This window comes from Oscillibacter sp. GMB15532 (assembly GCF_041020825.1).
GTDB lineage: Bacteria > Bacillota > Clostridia > Oscillospirales > Oscillospiraceae > Oscillibacter.
In genome coordinates this window covers 56,237-72,476 of record NZ_JBEVTO010000008.1, presented here as the reverse complement: position 1 = coordinate 72,476, position 16,240 = coordinate 56,237, and the positions used below count along the sequence as shown (strand labels likewise).

The following is a 16,240-nucleotide window of genomic DNA, read 5'->3' as shown; positions in this document are numbered from 1 at the left end:
CCATGAAAGAGATTAAAACCGTGGGCATTGTGGGCTTAGGTGCGCTGGGCGTGATTTTCGCCCACCAGCTCACCCGGGGCGCCGGCTATGAAAACGTAAAAATTCTGGCGGACGCGGGGCGCACCGCCAAATATCAAGACGAAGGCGTGTATCTCAACGGCGAACGTTGCGCTTTTCAATACGTCGACATGGCGCAGGAGCGCGAACCGCTGGACCTACTGCTGTTCGCGGTGAAATTCAGCGGACTGGAGGACGCCATTGACCGCTGCCGCCATCTTGTGGGGCCGGACACCGTGATGATCTCCGCGCTCAACGGCGTGTTCAGCGAACAGATTCTCTCCGACACCTTTGGCGCGGAAAAGGTGGTGTGGTGCGTGGCCCAGAAAATGCCCACCCGGAAAGAGGGCAACCATGTTATCTGCTCTGACTTCGGCGAGCTGGCGTTGGGCGTTCCCTCTGGACAGGACGAAAGCCGCCTGCGGGCACTCACCGCCTTTTTCGACCGGGTCGGCTTCCCCTACGTCCTGCCGGATGACATCCGCATTCACCTGTGGAGCAAGCTGGTGTGCAACACGGGCTGCAATCAGACTGCGATGGTATATGAATGCGGCTACGGCGGGTTGCAGGTCCCCGGCCCCGCCCGGGACGCCATGCTGGGCGCCATGCGGGAGGTCGTTCTGGTGGCCAACGCGGAGGGAATTGCTTTGTCTGAGCGGGACGTGGAGGAATGGGATTCCATCATCTGCGCCCTTCCTGCCGACGGGGAGCCGTCCATGCGGCAGGACGGAAAAGCCCACCGCAAAAGCGAAGTGGAGCTGTTCTCCGGCACCATCCGCCGCCTTGCCGCGAAGCACGGACTTTCCGTCCCGGTGAACGACCGGCTGTATCAGCGGGTTCTGGAGATGGAACGCGCCTATTAAGCCGGTCTTCCAGCGGCATGTGCGGCTGCAATTGGGGCGGCAGTTTTATTCCCTTTTCCGCAGGAACGCATATACCCACAAGGCGCGCTCATTGTGAGAAGTCCAATAAAGAAGCAAAATCAACGGCCCCGGGGAACTGATTTCCCCGGGGCCGCTTTCTATTTTGTTTGCAGACGATGGACCTATCCCTCAAACTCCCCGGAAACCGTTTTCCCCGTCTCAAAAAGTGGGATCACGGAAACTTTTGACGCATTGGTCAGGTGCAGGACGGCCTCTAGTACACCGCCGCCCACTGCCAGCGCCTTATCCGAGGCGGTGAAGCAATTGGCCTTTTTCCCCCGGGGGTCCACGTCTCCGGCCTTCATCCCCTTGAACACCGGCGTCCCATCCGCCAGAATCCCCCGCAGCACGCCGGTGAGGGTGCACCGCATGGGAAGCCCCTCCACCTCGGCGACAATGTCCCCCTCCTGCACCATGGCCCCGATATCCCGCAGCTGATGAAACACCCCGTCTGCCGGGGCACGGAGGACCCGCTCTCCGGAAAAGCCGCCGATCAGGCCGGGAATCCCCGTGTTAGGCAAAGCGGCGCCTTGATAATACACGCGGCCGAGGGTGTGCCCCCGCATGGTTTCCACCACCGCGTGGCAGTCCACTCCCGCCGTAAAGCCGGGACCCACCGCCACCACAACCGGCGCGTCGGTCAGCCTTGTCCCCAGATTTTTCTTTGCAAGAATCGCGTCTACCATCGCATCGGGCCGCAGCTCCGGAATACACACTCCCTCCGGATCCGGCAAAATTGGGATCACGCCCTCTTCCAACAGGGCCAGCGCTTCTTCCGCCGTCTCGGCCCGGACGGCCGTCACATCCTCCACCCCAGCCCTGCCCAGCACGATGGCCTGCGAAAAGCAGACCGTCCGCCGGATGGCCGTGGGGCGGGGTAAATCGGTCATCGCCACCGCAAGGCCGCTGCGCCACAGGCGCAGGGCAACTCCTGTGGCGATATCCCCCGCGCCCCGAATTACTGTCAGCATTGGTATCCTCCATTTCCGCAACAGCGGTTAAAATATTTTTCCCAGCTTCAACGACCCGGCCACGGCGGGACAGTCTAATAATCGAACCAATTCCCGCGCCTGAGACTCCGCCAGCTCCGCCTGATTGACGAAAACCCCGTTGTGCAGACCCTCCGCCATCAGCACGGCGGCGGCAATCCTGGGCGTAACCAAGTCGTCCTCCCCCACGCCCGCCAGCGCCGCATAGCGCTCCGGCCTGTGGGCCGCCTCCCGGATAGGCTTTCCAAAGCCCGAAGCTCCCACCACGCAGATTGTCTGCTCCGCCTCCGGCGGAATCACCGGCTCGTGGGGTGCATGGGCCTTGAGGGGCAGGCGGGCGGAACCGTCGGCCTCCACCAGTACATAGTCGAATAGGGCTTTCAGCCGCACCATAGGAACCGCCGGGGCGGTAAGCTTTCCATTATCCAGAAGTGTCCCCGCGCAAAGGAGCCTGCTTTGCGCCTGTGTCGCCAGCAGCGGCTCTTCTCCCGGCTCCGTCACACAGGGCAAATCGGAGAAAGGGTATATCTTCGCCGTAGAGCACAGCAGCACGCTGTACCCAGCGGCTGCAAGCGTCTCCCCCGTCGTGCGCAAAAGGGTGGTTTTTCCGCCGCCGCCGATGATGGCGGTGACACCGGGACGCATTCCCAGCACCTGCGCCCAGTCCATCAGCCTTCCCCCTTTTTCGTTCTTCTTTTAGAAGAATAACACAAACCCGTTCTTCCCGTCAAGATGACAGAAAACTATCTTTTCTTGACTTCCTTTACCAAAAATGCTACACTGATTCCGTTCACCTTTATTCAGTATCACGGAGGTGCTTATGACCGACGGCTGTGGCCGCACAATCCGATATTTGCGGCTGTCGGTCACAGATTTGTGCAATTACCGCTGCCGCTACTGTATGCCGGAGGCGGGTGTTTTCAAGCGTCCGCACCGGGAGATTCTGTCGGTGGAGGAGTGCGTGGAAATCGGACAGGCAGCAGTGAATTGCGGCGTGAAAAAAATCCGTCTCACCGGCGGCGAGCCGCTGGTGCGCGGCGGAATTCTGGACATCTGCCGGGGCCTTTCTTCGATTGACGGGCTGGAGGAACTGTGTCTGACCACCAATGGCAGTCTCCTGCCGGAGTTGGCCGCGCCGCTGCGGGATGCGGGCGTGGATCGCCTGAACGTCAGTGTGGACAGTCTTCGCCCCGAGCGTTTCTCCCATATCACCCGCCGGGGCTGTCTGGACGACGCGCTGGCAGGCATTACGGCGGCAGAACGGGCCGGGTTTGCAAAGTTGAAGTGCAACGTGGTCCTGATGGGTGGAATTAATGACGACGAGATCGTGGACTTTGTAGCCCTGACAGAGCGTAAGCCCTGGGAAATCCGCTTTATTGAGCTGATGCCTATGGGAGAGTGTGCCCAGTGGGAAAAAAGTCGATTCATTCCGGCGGAGACGGTATTAAAAAAGGTCCCCGCCCTGCGGCCCCTCAAATCCTCCGGGACGGCGGCGCGCTACGGCGTGCCCGGCTGGGCAGGCACGGTGGGGCTGATTCGACCCATGAGCCACCGGTTCTGCGGCCTTTGCGACCGTATCCGCGTCACGGCGGACGGAAAGCTGAAGCCCTGTCTTCACAGCGATGCAGAGCTGCCGCTCCGAGGGCTTCACGGCTCGGAGCTGGAGGGGGCCATCCGGCGGGGCATTGCCCAAAAGCCGGAACGGCACCACCTGACGGAGGGCGGCAGCGACACCCTGCGAAATATGAACGAGATCGGCGGCTGAGCTTAGTCGCAAGCTTCGCTATACTCGCTTACGCCTCTGGCGAAAGCTCTTACCGCTCCGCTGCGCCTGCGCTTTCGCGGAAACCGGGGTTTCCGCGAGGTGGACGGGAGACGCGTGATGTCGCAAGCTTCGCTATACTCGCTTACGCCTCTGGCGAAAGCTCTTACCGCTCCGCTGCGCCTGCGCTTTCGCGGAAACCGGGGTTTCCGCGAGGTGGACGGGAGACGCGTGATGTCGCAAGCTCCGCTATACTCGCTTACGCCTCTGGCGAAAGCTCTTACCGCTCCGCTGCGCCTGCGCTTTCGCGGAAACCGGAGGTTTCCGCGAAGAGGACGGGAGATGCGTGATGTCGCAAACTCCGCTTCGTTTGCTTCCGGCTTCGCCGAAAGCGCACACAATGATTTTAAAGATGCTTTGCATCTGCAATAGTAAGAGGTAGACACATGGCACAGAAGTTGACCCATTTCAACGAGCAGGGCCGCGCCCACATGGTGGACGTGGGGGCAAAGCCTGTCACGGCGCGCCAATCGCTGGCAGGCGGGGAAATTCTCGTCTCACCCGAGGTTTTGGAGAAAATCCGGGCCGGAACCATGAAAAAGGGCGATGTTCTGGCGGTGGCGCAGGTGGCAGGCATTATGGCCGCCAAGCGGACCTGGGAGCTGATTCCCATGTGCCATCCCCTGCCCCTGACGAAAATCGACATTTCCTTCCGTCTGGTGGACAGCCCCAGCCGGGTGGAAATTCTCGCCACCGTCGCCTGCGGTGGGGTCACGGGCGTTGAAATGGAAGCACTCACCGCCGTTTCAGCCACGGCGTTGACCATATATGATATGTGCAAGGCCGTTCAGAAGGACATGCGCATTCAAAACATCCGTCTTCTGAAAAAGAGCGGAGGGAAAAGCGGCGACTACGCCGTGGAGGAAGCATATGGCGAAGGTAACATCCGTCAACATCAGTGAACAGAAAGGGACCCAGAAACACCCCGTCCCCGAAATTCAGTTAAAGCTCCGCCACGGCATCGTGGGGGACGCCCACGCGGGAGACTGGCACCGTCAAATCAGTCTTTTGGCGGAGGAGAGCGTGGATTCCATGCGCACCTCCAGCCCCATTCCGCTGGACGAGGGCGTTTTCGCGGAAAACATCAACACCGTGGGAATTGATTTAAAGCATTTGCCGGTGGGGACCCGCCTGCGCATCGGGGAAACCGAGGTGGAGGTCACTCAAATCGGCAAGGAGTGCCACAATGACTGCGCCATCAAGCAGGCCGTTGGCAAGTGCGTCATGCCCACCGAGGGAATTTTCGCCGTGGTGGTGCGAGAAGGAACCGTCCGCGCCGGAGACGAAATCGAGATTCTGGAGGCGGGGGCATGAAGCTGATCAAGACGAGAGAGGCCGTGGGCCACGTTCTGTGCCACGACCTGACCCAGATTATCCCCGGCGAATACAAGGGTGCCCGGTTTCGCAAGGGCCATGTGGTGGTTGAAGAGGATATTCCCGTGCTTCTCTCCATGGGCAAGGAAAATCTGTACGTCTGGGAGCTGAACGCAGGAATGCTCCACGAGGACGACGCAGCACTGCGGCTGTGCGGCTTGTCCATGGGACAGAACATCCGCCGGACGGAGGACATTAAAGAGGGAAAAATTGAGCTGTTTGCAGAATGTGACGGCTATTTTACCGTGGACGCTGAGCGGCTTTTCGCCGTGAACTCCGTCCCCGACGTGATGCTGGCCACCCGCAAGGGCGGCACGGCGGTGCGCTCCGGGGACAAGCTGGCGGGCATGCGGGTCATCCCCCTGATTGTGCCGGAGTCCACGCTGGAGGATGCAGAAGCAGCGGCAGGTCCCGCGCCCCTTTTGAACGTTCACCCCTACAAGCTGAAAACCGCCGGCATTGTCACCACCGGCAGCGAAGTGAAAAGCGGGCTGATTGAAGACCGATTCACTCCCGCTGTGAAGAAGAAGCTGGCGGGCGTGGGCATTGAAACCGTCACCCAGATTTTTTCCGGCGACGGCGTGGAAAATGTGGCCGCCGCGATTGGTGAGGTGCGCGCACAGGGCGTGGATCTGGTGCTGTGTACCGGCGGCATGAGCGTGGACCCCGACGACAACACTCCCGGCGGCATTCGGGCGGCTGGGGCGGAAATCGTCACCTATGGCGCACCCGTCCTGCCCGGTGCCATGTTTCTTTTGGGCTATTTTTCAGACGGAGTGCCCATCATGGGCCTGCCCGGCTGCGTGATGTTTGCGGGCGCCACGGTGTTCGATCTGGTGCTTCCCCGCGTGGCGGCGGGCGTACCCGTCACCCGGACTGACATTGTGTCCCTTGGCAACGGCGGCTTGTGCCTTGGCTGCAAGCCCTGTCACTGGCCCATTTGTCCCTTCGGCAGATAAAGGCGTTTCGCGCCCACAAGGGCGCGTTCCCTTTTCATTCCGTTGGCCTCAATTGAGTATCACGGTCTGTAATCTCCCTTGGGAGTTCAGAAATACAGCGTCCTTCGGGGCGCAGCCCCTGGCGGCGGTGCCGCCGAGATATGAAAGGAAGGTTTGTACACATGAAAAAAGTTCTTGCACTCACGCTGGCCATGGCGATGGCCTTGGCTCTGGCCGCTTGCGGCTCCACCGGCGGCTCCAGCTCCGGTTCCGCTCCCGCGGGTTCTTCGGCCGCTGGCTCCACCCCTGCTGGCGAGCCGGTGGAAATCACCGTCTTTGCCGCTGCGTCGATGACGGAGACGGTCGATCAGATTATTGAAGCTTACAAGACCGTGGCGCCCAACGTCACTGTCATCCCCACCTACGAATCCTCCGGCACCCTGCTGACTCAGATCACGGAGGGCGCGGACTGCGACCTGTTCATCTCCGCCGCGCAGAAGCAGATGAACGCGCTGGACGGCTCCTTGAAGGACGACGCTGAGAAGAACCCCGACAGTCTGGACATGATCGACGGCTCCACCCGCATCAATCTGCTGGAAAACAAGGTAACGCTGGTGGTTCCCGCAAACAACCCCAAGGGCATTGAGAGCTTTGACCAGCTGGCCGAGCACCTGAAGTCCGGCGATATCCTGATGGCCATGGGCAACAGCGACGTGCCCGTGGGCCAGTATACCCAGAAGATTCTGGCCTTCTATCAGCTGGATGAGGCCGCTTTGAACACTGCCGGCGTGCTGACCTACGGCTCCAACGTGAAGGAAGTCACCACCCAGGTTTCCGAGGCTTCCGTGGACTGCGGCGTGATTTACGCCACCGACGCGTACTCCGCCGGTCTTACCGTGGTGGACAGCGCCACCGCCGAAATGTGCGGTCAGGTGATTTATCCCGCCGCTGTGCTCTCCGGTTCTCAGCACGCCGCCGAGGCGAAGGCGTTCCTCGACTATCTCTCCACTCCCGAGTCCATGGCGATTTTTGAGGCCGTGGGCTTCTCCGCCGCATAATCTACATCACACTTCCGGGCGGCGCGGGGACCATCGTCTTCCCGCGCCGCTCTGCAACCTTTTCCCTGCGCGCTGAAAGCCTTTGCGGGAGTCTCCCGCAGAAAGGAGCTCCCATGGACTGGTATCCTCTCTATAACTCTTTGAGAATTTCCGCCATCTCCACCGTGGCGGTGTTTTTTCTGGGCCTGCTGGCCGCGTATTACATCGCCCGTTTGCCCCGGCTTGTAAAGGGCGTGTTGGACGTGGTGCTGACGCTGCCTCTGGTCCTTCCCCCCACGGTGGTGGGGTATCTGCTGCTGCGCCTGCTGGGACCCAACCGGGTTCTGGGCGCTTGGGTGCTGGAGCAGTTTGGCGTAAAAATGGTGATGACCTGGTGGAGCGCCATTTTTGCAACCGTCGTGGTGGCGTTCCCCCTGATGTACCGCACCGCCCGGGGGGCCTTTGAGTCCTTTGATGAGACGCTGGCGGACGCGGGGCGGACGCTGGGCCTTTCGGGCAGCTACATTTTCTGGAGGGTGCGGATGCCCTTTTGCAAGCAGGGAATTCTAGCAGGAACCGTGCTGGCCTTTGCCCGGGCGCTGGGAGAATACGGGGCAACGTCCATGATTGCTGGCTATACTCCCGGCCGCACCGCTACCATTTCCACCACTGTCTATCAGCTCTGGCGCACCGGAGACGACGCGGGCGCCACCCGCTGGGTGCTGGTGAACCTCGCCATCTCGGCCGTGGTACTGCTGGCCGTGAATCTGTTGGAATCCCGGCAGAGAGGGGGGAAACGCTGATGCTTCATGTGGATATCCGCAAGCGGCTGGGGTCGTTTTCTCTGGATGCGCAGTTTACAGCGGAGAATGGAACACTTGCACTTCTGGGAGCCTCCGGCTGCGGAAAGTCCGTGACGCTCAAGTGCATCGCGGGCATTCTCCGCCCCGACGAGGGGCGCATCGAGCTGGACGGACGGGTGCTGTTTGACAGCGCCGCCAAAATCGACCTGCCGCCCCAGCGGCGGGAGGTGGGGTATCTCTTCCAGCAGTACGCCCTCTTCCCCAATATGACCGCCGCGCAGAACATTGCCGTGGCGGTGAAGGACCGGACCAAGCGGGACAATGTAGTTGCGGAAAAGCTGCGCCAGTTCCGGCTGGAGGACGTGGCCGCAAAGCGCCCCGCCGCTCTTTCCGGCGGGCAGCAACAGCGCACGGCGCTGGCCCGCATTCTGGCCTCCCAGCCCCGGGCGATCTTGCTGGACGAGCCCTTTTCCGCGCTGGACAGCTACCTTAAATATCAATTGGAACTGGAGCTGGCGGAAACCCTCTCTTCCTTCCCCGGCTCAGTTTTATGGGTCACGCACGACCGGGGCGAGGCCTGGCGCAACTGCCACAAGGTCTGCGTGATGAACGGCGGAAAGAGCCAGCCCGTGCAGACGCTGGAGGAGCTGTTCCGCTCCCCCGGCACCGAATCCGCCGCCCGACTCTCCGGCTGCAAAAACTTTACCGCCGCCGTGCCCGGTGCTGGAACGGTCCTCCTCCCCGAATGGGGGATAAGCCTTTCCTGCGGCCGCGCCGTCCCTCCCGAGACAAGCGTGGCGGGTATCCGGTCCCATCACGTCCGGTTTGCCGCCGAAGGGGCAGAAAACGCCTTTTCCTGCGCTGTGGAAAAGGTCATCGACGATGTGTTTGAAACCATTGTCTTGCTGCGCCCATTTGACGCGGTGCAGAATGCGCCGCTGCTGCGGATGGAACTTGACAAAGCTGCGTGGGCGGCGCATGATGGAGAAAAAACCGTCACCGTGTCCGTCAGGCCGGAGGATATTCTATTGCTGGAAAGGTCCTGAATCCGACGCATTTTACGCACTGTGCGCCATAAGGAGGAGTTTGATGAACTGGAAAGCCGCTGTTTTAACCGTCAGCGACCGAAGCTTTCGCGGGGAGCGCCCCGACGGAGGCGGCCCGCTGATCTCTGAAATGCTGGAAGACGCAGGGTACGAGGTCGTGCGGACCGCCGTGGTCCCGGATGAGCAGGAGGAAATCGCCCGCATTCTGCGGGAGTGGGCCGACGCGGGAGACGTGCGCCTGATTCTCACCACCGGAGGCACCGGCTTCTCCCCCAGGGACGTGACGCCGGAGGCCACCCTTTCCGTCTGCGACCGCCCGACGCCGGGGATTCCCGAGGCCATGCGGTGTGCGTCCATGTCCGTCACGCCCCGGGCCATGCTGTCCCGGGCGGCGGCAGGCATCCGGGGTGGGACCCTGATTGTAAACCTCCCCGGCAGCCCCAAGGCCGCCAAGGAAAATCTGGGATCTGTCCTGCCCACGCTGGACCACGGGCTGCAAATGCTCTCCGGCGAACAGGCGGACTGCGCCAAATTAAAGGACTGACAAAAAGCGGCCCCGCCGGGAATCGGCGGGGCCGCTTTTGCATTTGTAGTACTTAAAAGCCCTAAAGTCGTCGTTTTTTATAAATTTAGCGCGGTAATCTATTTGACCTTGGAAACATTTTGTGGTACAATTATGCTGAATTGTGCAATTCTGTAACATTTTTCTTTGTGAATAAGAGCACACAGCCGATACCCTACAGCCAAATCCGGGGCGGCGCAGATGAAAAAACGGGAGTGATCATAATGTCGGAAAGCAGCGCTGGGAAATTCAAAAGGTTTTTTGGCGGCTTTGGCACGCGCGACAAAAGTCGCGTCGAGCAGCCGCCGGAGACGGGCCCCGACGAGCAACTGCCGCAGATGGGTTCCGATGAACAGACGCCGGAGACGCATCCCGACAGGCAGATTACCCCGGAGGAGCCGGCGCAGCCCGCTATTCAGGAAAACTTTTTCCCCATTCCGCTGGATAGCCCGCTGGCGGAGGTCTGGAAAAAATACGACCAGCCGGGGCTGCCTGCTCTGTCATCCCTCACTTCGGCGCAGGGCGGCATGGACATTCCCCCGGAAAATATAAAAGCAAGCATCATCAAAATTTTAAGAGATCTGTTTCCGCTGGCTCAGCGCTGGCTGGTGATGGAGAGAGTGTTTATCCAGGCCCGCGCGGCCAAGGAAGCGCAGGCCCAGGCCACCGCACAGGCGGCTGCCGGGAAAACGGAAGAGAATTCTTCCCCTGCGCCCGGAGGAGAATTGCCCTCTTCTTCCCTTTCCGACGAAAAAACCGCTGTGCCCGGAGGAGATGCTTCCACTCCCGCCGAACCCCCGGATGTGGATGAAATGGCACAGGTCGTCCTCTCTGAGGACGGCATGGCGGCATGGCTGTTTCTGCTGCCCCCCAGCGGAAACGGTAAGCATCTTACCGTGGCGGACGGACAGGCCCTGCTGCGTGAGGCCCACGTCACCTTTGGCGTGGACCAGCGCTCCCTGTTCTCCGTCTTTACAAAAAAGCCCTATTTCCGCCTGTGTCCCGTAGCCCGGGGCACCCTTCCCACACAGGGGAAGGATGGCTGGACAAAGGAGCATTTTCCTCGGGATTTCTCCCGCTTTTCAGGGAATGAGGACACCGGCACGGTGGACTACCGCGCCCAGAGCTGCGTGCAGGTCATCGAAAAGGGCACAGCCATCTGCGACATCCACCCTCCCACGGAGGGTGTTGCCGGAACACGGGTGGACGGCGTTGCCGTTCCTCCCAAGGCGGTGAATCCCGCTCCAGTCCCTGCGGGAAGCAACACCGCCCTTAGCGAGGACGGCACAAAGCTCCTTGCTGATATGGACGGCTTCCTGGACTTTCGGGACGGCAAGTTCCATGTCAAAAACCTCCTGAATATTACCTCCGACGTGGATTATTCCACAGGAAATATCGATTTTCGCGGAGACGTGACCATTCAGGGCGACGTGCGGGAGCAGTTTTCTGTGAAGGCCACAGGCAGCATATCCATTAACGGCATGGTGGAGGCCGCCTCGGTGGAGGCGGGGGGCGACGTGGTCATCTCCGCAGGCGTGTCCGGCAACAATCAGGCCGTCATCCGGGGAAAAAATGTGCGGGCAAGGCATCTTGAAAACTGCACTGTCTACGCAGAGTGTCTGGAATCCGATTACATCCTCACCTCCCGCATTTTTTGCAGCGATTCGGTGGTGGCCGCAGGCAGCCGGGGCAGCATCATCGGCGGGCAGGTGGTCGCCGTCAACCGCATTAAAGCCAACTCCATCGGCTCTCAGTCCGGTCGGGCCACGGAAATCACGCTGGGCGTCCAGCCCGAAATCCGGGAAGAACTCCACGCAAACCGGAAAGAGCTGGCAACCCTGCGGGACAAAGCCTCGGAACTGCTGAAACGGGCGATGTATCTGAAAAAACGGATGGAGGATCAGGGCCATGAGGACCGCCGCTCCGCTTCGGAAATTCAGGCGGCCCACAGCAGTCTGGTGCAGATGACCGAGCGGGAAAAAAACCTGCTGGCCCGCCAGCAGGAGCTGATGGAGGCGTTGAGCCATCTGAATCGGTGCCGCCTTGAGGGCGGCACGGTGTACCCCGGCGTGCGGCTGACCATTGGCAGCGCCATCCGGAATATCGAAACTGTGGCCCACAACTGCACCGCCGTGTTCGACACGGAGGAAATGGACATCAAATTTGTCTGATGCAACGTAAATACACAGCAGCCTGCCGAAAGGATTCGACAGGCTGCTGCTTTCTTTTTTAGGTTGTTTCTATATTTGTGACTTGCGCTCTTCCGCCGCAACCAGATCCGCCAGAGAAAACTTGTCGATATAACGGTTGATCTCCGCGTACAGGCCGGACCAGAAATCCACTGTCCCGCACTGGCTGCACCGTTCACACAGGTTTTCATCATCCTCCAGACAGGACACCGGGGCAAGGCTCCCCTCCGTCAGGCGGAGAATCTCCCCCACCGTATAATTCTCCGGCGCGCGGGAAAGGCGATAGCCTCCCTGTGGACCCCGGACGCTGCGGACGAATCCTGCCTTGCCCAAAAGTCCCACAATCTGCTCCAGATATTTCAGCGAAATCTCCTGCCGCTCCGCCACGTCCTTCAACGCCACCGGATCGCTGCCCGGGCAGCAGGCGAGGTCCATCATCAGCCGCAGCGCATAGCGGCCCTTCGTGGATATTCTCATGGCGCACCTCCCGTCTTTCTCCTATTTTGCCATAGGAATTGTGGGATTTCAAGAGTATTTTTCCTCTTTTGCGTTTTTGGGGAAAATGAGCGCTGTTTTCTTCTCTTTTTTCTCCGACTGCACGGACTGCAAAAGGTTCTTCCTAAGGGGTTTTTCTTCTTGGGAAAGCTCATAACGGTTGCCACTATGGGTAAAATGCGGTATACTATGGTTTTAGACAGCTTCGGCGCGCAAAGCGCGGCCGTAAATTCAAAAGAGCGGAGGCCCCCTCTATGAAGCTCATGGCCATCGACGGCAACAGCATTTTAAACCGCGCCTATTACGGCATCCGCCCCCTCACCACACGGGACGGGCTGTACACTCACGCAATTTACGGATTTCTGACCACGCTTTTGCGTCTGCGGGACGAGGAAAAGCCCGACGCGATCTGCGTTGCCTTCGACCTCCACGCCCCCACCTTCCGCCACAAGGCGGACGAGAATTATAAGGCCACCCGGAAGCCCATGCCGGAGGAGCTTCAAATGCAGGTTCCGGTTTTAAAAGAGGTACTGGACGCGCTGAACATTCCCCGCTATGAAGCGGAGGGCTGGGAGGCCGACGACTGGCTGGGCGTCATGTCCCGCCGGTGCGAGGCCGCGGGTTGGGACTGCGTGGTGGTGACGGGGGACAAGGACTCCCTCCAGCTTATCACGGAAACCACGAAAGTGAAGCTGGTTTCCACCCGCATGGGCCAGACCACCACCAAAGACATGACTCCCGGGTCTTTCCGGGAGGAATACGGCTTTGATCCCATTCACATGATTGATCTAAAGGCCCTGATGGGCGACAGCTCGGACAACATCCCCGGCGTTCCCGGCGTGGGCGAGAAGACCGCCATGGCCCTGATTCAAAAATATGGCTCCATTGACGCGATTTACGAAAAGCTGCCGGAGATTGACGCGAAGCCCGCCGCCCTGAAGCGACTGACGGAGGGGGAGGAATCCGCCCGCCACTCCTATTGGCTGGCCACCATCGCAACAGACGCGCCGCTGGACTTTGACCCGGCGGCAAACGCGGCCAAGGCTCCGGGGTCCGAGGCCTATCCCCTATTTTTAAAGCTGGAATTTTCCAAGCTCATTGAGCGGTTCGGCCTCCGGCAGGAGCCTTCCGCCCCCGCCGAGGGAGAAAAAGCCTTTACCGTCACGGTGGAGCAGGTGGAAACGACCGTCAAGGCAGGCGAGCTGCTGGAGCTTTGGCGCTGCTCGGACCACGTTTCCCTGCTGGCCCTGCCGGACCTCACCGGGGTGGTGGTCTGCTGCGAGACGGGGGGCGACACTGCCGTAACAGCGGAGCTGTTTTTCGACCGCTATCAGGGAAACTGGAACGTGCTCCTCTCCTCCCTATTCTCCGGCAGCATCAGGAAAGTCTCTCACAACGTAAAGGATTTGATGCGGCTGCTACTGGCAAACGGCCTGCCCGCCGAGGGATTTATCTTTGACACTGCGCTGGCCGCCTATTTGCTGGACGCCACTGCCGGGAGCTATGATTTGGGACGGCTGTTTGTCTCCTATTTTAACGAGGAGCTGCCAAAGCCCCTGCATCTGGACCCCGACGCCTTTGCCCTTTTGGGGGACCGGACATCCGCAGAAGCAGCCTTTTGCAGTCACGCTTCCGCCGTGGACGCGCTGTATTCCGCGCTGGAGCCGAAGCTCAGGGAGCGGGGACAGTGGGAGCTGTTTGAGGAGATTGAGTTGCCCCTGTGCCGCTGCCTTGCGGAGATGGAGCTGGCGGGCTGCCGGGTGGATGCCAAGGCCCTGTCCGATTTCGGCGGGCTTTTAAGCCGCCGGGCGGAGGAACTGGAAACTGATATTTATCGACTGGCAGACGGAGAATTCAACATTAACTCCCCAAAGCAGTTGGGTGAGGTTCTCTTTGACCGGCTGGGCCTGTCCCACGGAAAGAAGACGAAAACCGGCTGGTCCACCAACGCCGACGTGCTGGAAAAGCTGCGGGGGGAACACCCCGTGGCGGACGCGGTGCTGGAATACCGCCAGCTGACCAAGCTGAAATCCACCTATGCCGACGGGCTATTAAAAGCACTAGACCCGGACGGGCGGGTACGCACCAACTTCCAGATGACCGTCACCGCCACCGGGCGGCTGTCCTCCACGGAGCCGAACCTGCAAAACATCCCTACCCGGACGGACCTTGGCAGCGAAATCCGTCGGATGTTCGTTCCCGAGGCTGGAAACGTACTGGTGGACGCGGACTATTCCCAGATTGAGCTGCGGCTATTGGCCCATATCTCCGGTGACGAGGGAATGCGCGCCGCCTTTCTCTCCGGGGGGGATTTCCATGCGGAAACCGCCTCCCGCGTCTTCGGCGTGGACCGGAAGGACGTGACCCACGAGATGCGCCGCCGGGCCAAGGCCGTGAACTTCGGCATTGTGTACGGCATCTCCGCCTTCTCCCTCAGTCAGGACATTGGCACCACTCAGAAGGAGGCTAAGGCGTATATGGACGCGTATTTCGCCTCCTTCCCCGGCGTGCGGGCCTATATGGACCGCGTGGTGGAGCAGGCCCGGGCGGACGGCTATGTGGAAACGCTGTATCGCCGCCGCCGGGATTTGCCGGAGCTTAGCTCCAGCAATTTCAATCTCCGCTCCTTTGGCGAGCGGGTGGCGCTGAACATGCCCATTCAGGGAACGGCTGCGGACATCATGAAGCTGGCCATGATTGCCGTGTGGAAACGGCTGAAGGCCGAGCTTCCGCAGGCGCGGCTGGTGCTTCAGGTCCACGATGAGCTGATTGTGGAGTGTCCCGCAGCCGACGCGGAGAAAGCCTCCGCCCTGCTGAAAGAGGAAATGGAGGGCGTGGCTCATTTGTCCGTCCCCCTCACCGCCGACGCCCACTGGGGCAAAAACTGGCTGGACGCCAAGGGCTGAGGGACGCAGGTCCCTGCCCGATGCATTGAATAAGGAGAACCTTCTATGGAACAGAGAAAACAGGTGTGCATCGTCCCCATGTCCCCAGAGCATCTGGACGAGATCGCGGCGCTGGAAAAGGTGTGCTTTTCTGCCCCCTGGTCCCGGAACATGCTGGCAGAGGAGTTGGACAACGCCTGCTCCGCCTTTCTCACCGCGCTGGACGAAACCGGCCGGGTAGTGGGCTACGCGGGGCTTCAGGTGATTTTGGACGAGGGGTATATCACCAACGTGGCCGTCCGGCCGGAGGACCGGCAAAAGGGTGTTGCAGCCCAGCTTTTGCAGGTATTTATCAATTTTGCGAAGGGAAACCGCCTGTCGTTTTTAACGCTGGAGGTCCGCCCCAGCAACACGGCGGCCATTGTGCTCTACGGGCACCACGGCTTCCGCACCGCGGGACGGCGAAAAAATTACTATGAGCTTCCGAAAGAGGACGCGCTCATCATGAAATTGGAGTTTGACTATGGAACTGAGAACCGCGACGCTCCCGGAGCTGAAGACGGTCTATGAAACCCTTCTGCGCCCCGCCTTTCCGCCCGCCGAGCTAAAGCCCCTGCGGGCCATGACGGAGATGCTGGAGGACGGGTGCTACGACCCCCTGGTACTGGTGGAGGATGGCGAAATCACAGGCGCCTGTTTTTTGTGGATGGGCGTGCCCGGCTGGACGCTGTTGGACTATCTGTGCGTCTCCCCCACCCGGCGGGGCGGAGGCGCAGGCGGGGAAATCCTGCGAATGATGCAGGAGCTTTACGCGGGATGGGTGATTCTCGGGGAGTCTGAATCCCCCACAGAGGCCCCGGACACTGCCATGGCAGAGCGGCGTCTGGGCTTCTACGCCCGGAACCATGCCCTTCTGGCGGGCTATGACTCCGAGGCCTTCGGCGTGCGCTACAAAACCCTTTACTGGTCCGACGGGCCGGTCAGCGACGAGGATTTGATGCTGCAGCACCGCTTTATTTACGAGAGCCGATTCGGCGCAGAAAAATACGCCAAATACATGCGCATTCCCCTGAATCCGGACGCCCCCCCTCTGCCGGTGGTGCCCTGGGACCAGTAAACC

The 16,240-nt window shown here is 60.5% G+C and carries 16 protein-coding genes; 13 read left to right on the top strand and 3 right to left on the bottom strand.

Annotated features, from left to right (window positions below):
* The first annotated feature begins 2 nt into the window (after positions 1 to 2).
* Positions 3 to 920, top strand: coding sequence for a ketopantoate reductase family protein (locus ABVS15_RS10835; protein ID WP_369283692.1), 918 nt, complete (start codon positions 3 to 5; stop codon positions 918 to 920).
* Between the two features lie 182 nt (positions 921 to 1,102).
* On the opposite strand, the gene yqeB is transcribed toward ABVS15_RS10835, so the two are convergent.
* Together yqeB and yqeC are read right to left on the bottom strand one after the other, a co-directional pair.
* Positions 1,103 to 1,951 carry a selenium-dependent molybdenum cofactor biosynthesis protein YqeB gene (gene yqeB / locus ABVS15_RS10830; protein ID WP_369283691.1) on the bottom strand — a complete coding sequence of 283 codons (849 nt, stop codon included), beginning with the start codon at positions 1,949 to 1,951 and terminating at the stop codon, positions 1,103 to 1,105.
* A gap of 27 nt (positions 1,952 to 1,978) precedes the next feature.
* Positions 1,979 to 2,638, bottom strand: a complete 660-nt coding sequence (yqeC, locus tag ABVS15_RS10825; RefSeq protein ID WP_369283690.1) for a selenium cofactor biosynthesis protein YqeC — start codon at positions 2,636 to 2,638, stop codon at positions 1,979 to 1,981.
* A 151-nt stretch (positions 2,639 to 2,789) separates the two neighbouring features.
* Here yqeC and moaA point away from each other — a divergent pair, with 151 nt between their 5' ends.
* The 9 genes from moaA (at position 2,790) to ABVS15_RS10780 (ending at position 11,722) form a co-directional block, all read left to right on the top strand.
* The gene (moaA, locus tag ABVS15_RS10820; protein WP_369283689.1) at positions 2,790 to 3,734 is read left to right on the top strand and encodes a GTP 3',8-cyclase MoaA; all 945 of its coding nucleotides are present in this window, start codon (positions 2,790 to 2,792) and stop codon (positions 3,732 to 3,734) included.
* A 443-nt stretch (positions 3,735 to 4,177) separates the two neighbouring features.
* Positions 4,178 to 4,693, top strand: coding sequence for a cyclic pyranopterin monophosphate synthase MoaC (gene moaC, locus ABVS15_RS10815; RefSeq protein ID WP_369283688.1), 516 nt, complete (start codon positions 4,178 to 4,180; stop codon positions 4,691 to 4,693).
* Positions 4,662 to 5,105 (top strand): MOSC domain-containing protein, encoded by a 444-nt coding sequence (locus tag ABVS15_RS10810; protein WP_369283687.1) that lies wholly within the window; start codon positions 4,662 to 4,664, stop codon positions 5,103 to 5,105. The genes moaC and ABVS15_RS10810 overlap by 32 nt, the downstream gene beginning before the upstream one ends.
* The gene (locus ABVS15_RS10805; protein ID WP_369283686.1) at positions 5,102 to 6,124 is read left to right on the top strand and encodes a molybdopterin-binding protein; all 1,023 of its coding nucleotides are present in this window, start codon (positions 5,102 to 5,104) and stop codon (positions 6,122 to 6,124) included. Before ABVS15_RS10810 ends, ABVS15_RS10805 begins: the two co-directional genes overlap by 4 nt.
* 161 nt (positions 6,125 to 6,285) lie before the next feature.
* Positions 6,286 to 7,161: a molybdate ABC transporter substrate-binding protein gene (gene modA / locus ABVS15_RS10800; protein ID WP_369283685.1), complete on the top strand. Its 876-nt coding sequence runs from the start codon at positions 6,286 to 6,288 to the stop codon at positions 7,159 to 7,161.
* Positions 7,162 to 7,274: 113 nt separating this feature from the next.
* Entirely contained in the window at positions 7,275 to 7,943 is a 669-nt protein-coding gene (modB, locus tag ABVS15_RS10795; RefSeq protein WP_369283684.1) for a molybdate ABC transporter permease subunit, read from the top strand.
* Positions 7,943 to 8,989: a sulfate/molybdate ABC transporter ATP-binding protein gene (locus ABVS15_RS10790; RefSeq protein WP_369283683.1), complete on the top strand. Its 1,047-nt coding sequence runs from the start codon at positions 7,943 to 7,945 to the stop codon at positions 8,987 to 8,989. Before modB ends, ABVS15_RS10790 begins: the two co-directional genes overlap by 1 nt.
* Positions 8,990 to 9,032: 43 nt before the next feature.
* Positions 9,033 to 9,533, top strand: a complete 501-nt coding sequence (locus ABVS15_RS10785) for a molybdenum cofactor biosynthesis protein B (RefSeq protein ID WP_369283682.1) — start codon at positions 9,033 to 9,035, stop codon at positions 9,531 to 9,533.
* Positions 9,534 to 9,775: 242 nt separating this feature from the next.
* Positions 9,776 to 11,722 carry a DUF342 domain-containing protein gene (locus ABVS15_RS10780; RefSeq protein ID WP_369283681.1) on the top strand — a complete coding sequence of 649 codons (1,947 nt, stop codon included), beginning with the start codon at positions 9,776 to 9,778 and terminating at the stop codon, positions 11,720 to 11,722.
* A gap of 69 nt (positions 11,723 to 11,791) precedes the next feature.
* Here ABVS15_RS10780 and ABVS15_RS10775 read toward each other — a convergent pair whose 3' ends face one another.
* Entirely contained in the window at positions 11,792 to 12,217 is a 426-nt protein-coding gene (locus ABVS15_RS10775) for an Rrf2 family transcriptional regulator (protein WP_369283680.1), read from the bottom strand.
* A gap of 272 nt (positions 12,218 to 12,489) precedes the next feature.
* Here ABVS15_RS10775 and polA point away from each other — a divergent pair, with 272 nt between their 5' ends.
* Genes polA through ABVS15_RS10760 form a run of 3 tightly spaced genes read left to right on the top strand, consistent with a single transcriptional unit; the run spans position 12,490 to position 16,237 of the window.
* Positions 12,490 to 15,141, top strand: coding sequence for a DNA polymerase I (gene polA / locus ABVS15_RS10770; protein ID WP_369283679.1), 2,652 nt, complete (start codon positions 12,490 to 12,492; stop codon positions 15,139 to 15,141).
* Between the two features lie 45 nt (positions 15,142 to 15,186).
* Positions 15,187 to 15,690, top strand: a complete 504-nt coding sequence (rimI, locus tag ABVS15_RS10765) for a ribosomal protein S18-alanine N-acetyltransferase (RefSeq protein ID WP_369283678.1) — start codon at positions 15,187 to 15,189, stop codon at positions 15,688 to 15,690.
* Positions 15,644 to 16,237, top strand: a complete 594-nt coding sequence (locus ABVS15_RS10760; protein WP_369283677.1) for a GNAT family N-acetyltransferase — start codon at positions 15,644 to 15,646, stop codon at positions 16,235 to 16,237. The genes rimI and ABVS15_RS10760 overlap by 47 nt, the downstream gene beginning before the upstream one ends.
* The last annotated feature ends 3 nt before the right edge of the window (positions 16,238 to 16,240 follow it).

What these genes read in the sequence shown, in the direction of transcription:
- moaA (WP_369283689.1), top strand. Translation starts at nt 2,790, where the DNA reads ATGACCGACGGCTGTGGCCGCACAATCCGATATTTGCGGCTGTCGGTC.
- ABVS15_RS10810 (WP_369283687.1), top strand. Translation starts at nt 4,662, where the DNA reads ATGGCGAAGGTAACATCCGTCAACATCAGTGAACAGAAAGGGACCCAG.
- ABVS15_RS10805 (WP_369283686.1), top strand. Translation starts at nt 5,102, where the DNA reads ATGAAGCTGATCAAGACGAGAGAGGCCGTGGGCCACGTTCTGTGCCAC.
- ABVS15_RS10780 (WP_369283681.1), top strand. Translation starts at nt 9,776, where the DNA reads ATGTCGGAAAGCAGCGCTGGGAAATTCAAAAGGTTTTTTGGCGGCTTT.
- moaC (WP_369283688.1), top strand. Translation starts at nt 4,178, where the DNA reads ATGGCACAGAAGTTGACCCATTTCAACGAGCAGGGCCGCGCCCACATG.
- modB (WP_369283684.1), top strand. Translation starts at nt 7,275, where the DNA reads ATGGACTGGTATCCTCTCTATAACTCTTTGAGAATTTCCGCCATCTCC.
- modA (WP_369283685.1), top strand. Translation starts at nt 6,286, where the DNA reads ATGAAAAAAGTTCTTGCACTCACGCTGGCCATGGCGATGGCCTTGGCT.
- ABVS15_RS10760 (WP_369283677.1), top strand. Translation starts at nt 15,644, where the DNA reads ATGGAACTGAGAACCGCGACGCTCCCGGAGCTGAAGACGGTCTATGAA.
- ABVS15_RS10790 (WP_369283683.1), top strand. Translation starts at nt 7,943, where the DNA reads ATGCTTCATGTGGATATCCGCAAGCGGCTGGGGTCGTTTTCTCTGGAT.
- polA (WP_369283679.1), top strand. Translation starts at nt 12,490, where the DNA reads ATGAAGCTCATGGCCATCGACGGCAACAGCATTTTAAACCGCGCCTAT.
- ABVS15_RS10835 (WP_369283692.1), top strand. Translation starts at nt 3, where the DNA reads ATGAAAGAGATTAAAACCGTGGGCATTGTGGGCTTAGGTGCGCTGGGC.
- yqeB (WP_369283691.1), bottom strand. Translation starts at nt 1,951, where the DNA reads ATGCTGACAGTAATTCGGGGCGCGGGGGATATCGCCACAGGAGTTGCC.
- yqeC (WP_369283690.1), bottom strand. Translation starts at nt 2,638, where the DNA reads ATGGACTGGGCGCAGGTGCTGGGAATGCGTCCCGGTGTCACCGCCATC.
- rimI (WP_369283678.1), top strand. Translation starts at nt 15,187, where the DNA reads ATGGAACAGAGAAAACAGGTGTGCATCGTCCCCATGTCCCCAGAGCAT.
- ABVS15_RS10775 (WP_369283680.1), bottom strand. Translation starts at nt 12,217, where the DNA reads ATGAGAATATCCACGAAGGGCCGCTATGCGCTGCGGCTGATGATGGAC.
- ABVS15_RS10785 (WP_369283682.1), top strand. Translation starts at nt 9,033, where the DNA reads ATGAACTGGAAAGCCGCTGTTTTAACCGTCAGCGACCGAAGCTTTCGC.